A 3333-nucleotide genomic window follows, 5' to 3' on the forward strand; every position below is an offset into this window, starting at 1 on the left:
GGCCGGGCGGTGGAGGACCACCACCCGGCCGGGCGGGGCGACCCGCCGGGCGGGCCGGTGCCGGGGTGCTCGCCTCAGAGGGCGTCGGGGCCGCGCTCCCCGGTGCGCACCCGCACCACGTCGTCGACGGGGACGGTCCAGACCTTCCCGTCGCCGATGCGGCCGGTCTGGGCGCTCTTGACGACGACCTCCACCACGTCGGCGGCGTCGATGTCGTCGACGAGGACCTCCACGCGCACCTTCGGGACCATGTCCACGGTGTACTCCGCACCGCGGTAGACCTCGGTGTGGCCGCGCTGGCGGCCGTAGCCGGAGGCCTCCGAGATGGTCAGGCCCTGGATCCCGTACGCCTCCAGGGCGCTCTTCACGTCGTCGAGCTTGTGCGGCTTGACGATGGCCGTCACCAGCTTCATGCGGACACCTCCGTGGTGGTGGCTGCGGTCGTGGGGCGGGTGGCGGTGGGGATGCGGCCACCACCCCCGAGGGCGGCGAGGTCGTAACCGGTCTCGGCGTGCTCGGTCTGGTCGATGCCGGTGACCTCGTCCTCGCCGTCGATGCGGAAGCCGATGGTCTTCTGCAGGACGGTGCCGATGAGCAGGGTGAGGACGAAGGAGAACACCAGGACGGCCACCGCACCGACGACCTGGCGCCAGAGCTGGTCCACGCCGCCGCCGTAGAAGAGGCCGGCGACACCGGCGGGGGCGCCGTCGGTGGCGAAGAAGCCGACGGCGATGGTGCCCCACAGGCCGCCCACGAGGTGCACGCCGACGACGTCGAGGGAGTCGTCGACACCGAGCTTGTACTTCAGCCCGACGGCCAGGGCGCAGAGCACGCCGGCGATCGCGCCGATGGCGACGGCGCCGAGCGGGCTGACCGAGTGGCAGGCCGGCGTGATGGCGACCAGGCCGGCGACGGCACCGGAGGCGGCACCCAGGGAGGTGGCGTGCCCGTCGCGGAAGCGCTCGGTGAGCAGCCAGCCGAGGACGGCGGCGCTGGTGGCGACCAGGGTGTTCACCCACACCACGGAGGCGGTGTTGTTCGCGCCCAGGGCGGAACCGGCGTTGAAGCCGAACCACCCGAACCAGAGCAGACCCGCGCCGAGCATGACCAGCGGCAGGTTGTGCGGGCGCATCGGCTCGCGGCCGAAGCCGCGGCGCTTGCCCAGGACGAGGGCCAGGGCCAGGCCCGCCGCACCGGCGTTGATGTGGACCGCCGTGCCGCCCGCGAAGTCGATCGCGGCGAGGTTGTTGGCGATCCAGCCGCCGACGTGCGTCACGGTGCCGTCGTCGTCGGTGAGGGTGAAGTCGAACACCCAGTGCGCCACGGGGAAGTAGACGATCGTGGCCCAGACCCCGGCGAAGACCAGCCAGGTGCCGAACTTGGCCCGGTCGGCGATCGCGCCGGAGATGAGGGCGACGGTGAGGATGGCGAAGACGGCCTGGAAGCCGACGAAGGCCATCGCCGGCAGGCCGCCGGCCTCCGTGGTGACGTCCTCCATGAGGCCGTCGAGGCCGAGGAACTCCGTCGGGTCGCCGAGCAGACCGGCCCCGACGTCGTTGCCGAAGGCCACGGAGTAGCCGTAGAGCACCCAGAGGACGCCGATGACGGCCATCGCTCCGAAGCTCATCATCATCATGTTGAGGACGCTCTTCGCGCGGACCATGCCGCCGTAGAAGAGCGCGAGGCCCGGGGTCATCAGCAGGACGAGCGAGGCGCTCGTCAGGACCCAGGCGGTGGCACCGGTATCCATGGGCGGGAACGACCTTCCACGAGGCCGGCGGGGCCGGCGGGGTGAGGGGCCGCGGCGCTCGGGGGAGCGCGCGAACGAGGGCAACGGTGACCGCCACGTGTTACGCCCGCCCCGCCCGACTGTTGCGCACCGGTGACGAACCCGGCCGTCGTGTGAAATCGGTGTTACGCACCGGTGCCCGGTCGACGACCCGCGACCCCGCCCCGCACGACGCCGGGTGAGCCCCGGCGCGACGTCAGCCCACGATCGCGTCGACGAACGCCTCCACCTCGAAGGGCGCCAGGTCGTCGACGCCCTCGCCGAGCCCGACGAGCTTCACCGGCACCCCCAGGGCCCGCTGCACCGCCACCACGATCCCGCCCTTGGCGGTGCCGTCGAGCTTCGTGAGCACGATCCCCGTGACGTCGACGACCTCGGAGAAGACCCGGGCCTGCTGCATGCCGTTCTGGCCCGTCGTGGCGTCCAGCACCAGCAGCACCTCGTCCACCGGCCCGTGCTTCTCCACGACCCGCTTCACCTTGCCCAGCTCGTCCATCAGGCCGGCCTTGTTCTGCAGCCGGCCGGCGGTGTCCACCAGCACGACGTCGGCCTCGGCCTCGATGCCCGCCCTGACCGCGTCGAATGCCACCGCCGCCGGGTCCGCGCCGTCGCGGTCGGAGCGCACCGTGGGCACCCCCACCCGCTCGCCCCACGTCTGCAGCTGGTCGGCGGCGGCGGCGCGGAAGGTGTCGGCCGCGCCGAGCACCACGTCCTTGTCCTGCGCCACGAGCACGCGGGCGAGCTTGCCGACCGTCGTGGTCTTGCCGGTGCCGTTGACGCCCACCACGAGGACGACGGCGGGGCGCTCGGCGTGGCGCTCCACCCGCAGGGCGCGGTCCATCGCCGGGTCCACGACCCGCACGAGCTCCTCGCGCAGCAGCGCGCGCAGCTGGTCGGCGTCGCGGGTGCCCAGGACGCGCACCCGCTCGCGCAGGGAGTCCACGATCTCCGTGGCCGGGTCCACGCCGATGTCGGCCAGCAGCAGCGTGTCCTCGACCTCCTCCCACGTGGACTCGTCGAGGGTGTCGCGGCTCAGCAGCGCCAGCAGCCCCTGCCCCAGCGCGGAGTTCGACCGGGCCAGCCGGGTCCGCAGCCGGACGAGGCGCCCGGCTGCGGGCTCGGGCCGCTCCGGCGCGGGCGCCGCCGGGACCTCGGGCTCGGCGGGCGCCCCGGGCGCGGCCGGCTCCGGGGCCTCGGGCAGCTCGACGACGTCCACCGTGCGGGTGGGGCTGTCGCGCGGCTCCTCCGCGTCGTCGCCCACCCCGGGCAGGTGCTGCGGCGCGCGGATCGCGGGCCGTGACGGGGCGGGCGGCAGCGCGGTCCGGCGGCCGTGGGTGACGAACCCGGCGGCCAGGGAGCCGACGACACCGGCGAGGACGATGACCAGGACGACGATCTGCTCGAGGATGCCCACGGGGTGAGATCTTCGCAGACTCCCGCCCGGGCGCCCGGCGGCCTCAGCCGGGCAGCTGCGCCGAGCCGTGCCCCTCCACCCCGGCGCGGCGGCCGGGCAGGCGGCGCAGCACGGCGCCCTCGACGCGCAG

Annotated in this window: 3 protein-coding genes; all 3 read right to left on the reverse strand. The window is 74.2% G+C overall.

Features of this window, described 5'->3' with window-relative positions; genetic code table 11:
* Window positions 1–74: 74 nt before the first annotated feature.
* The 3 genes from ABEB16_RS16360 to ftsY all read right to left on the reverse strand — a co-directional run bounded on the left by ABEB16_RS16360 (window position 75) and on the right by ftsY (window position 3203).
* Window positions 75–413, reverse strand: a complete 339-nt coding sequence (locus tag ABEB16_RS16360; RefSeq protein WP_345713290.1) for a P-II family nitrogen regulator — start codon at window positions 411–413, stop codon at window positions 75–77.
* Window positions 410–1750, reverse strand: coding sequence for an ammonium transporter (locus ABEB16_RS16365; RefSeq protein WP_345713291.1), 1341 nt, complete (start codon window positions 1748–1750; stop codon window positions 410–412). The genes ABEB16_RS16360 and ABEB16_RS16365 overlap by 4 nt, the downstream gene beginning before the upstream one ends.
* Window positions 1751–1985: 235 nt before the next feature.
* Entirely contained in the window at window positions 1986–3203 is a 1218-nt protein-coding gene (gene ftsY, locus ABEB16_RS16370) for a signal recognition particle-docking protein FtsY (RefSeq protein WP_345713292.1), read from the reverse strand.
* Window positions 3204–3333 lie beyond the last annotated feature (130 nt).

This window comes from Kineococcus glutinatus (assembly GCF_039542765.1).
GTDB lineage: Bacteria > Actinomycetota > Actinomycetes > Actinomycetales > Kineococcaceae > Kineococcus_A > Kineococcus_A glutinatus.

What these genes read in the sequence shown, in the direction of transcription:
- ABEB16_RS16365 (WP_345713291.1), bottom strand. Translation starts at nt 1,750, where the DNA reads ATGGATACCGGTGCCACCGCCTGGGTCCTGACGAGCGCCTCGCTCGTC.
- ABEB16_RS16360 (WP_345713290.1), bottom strand. Translation starts at nt 413, where the DNA reads ATGAAGCTGGTGACGGCCATCGTCAAGCCGCACAAGCTCGACGACGTG.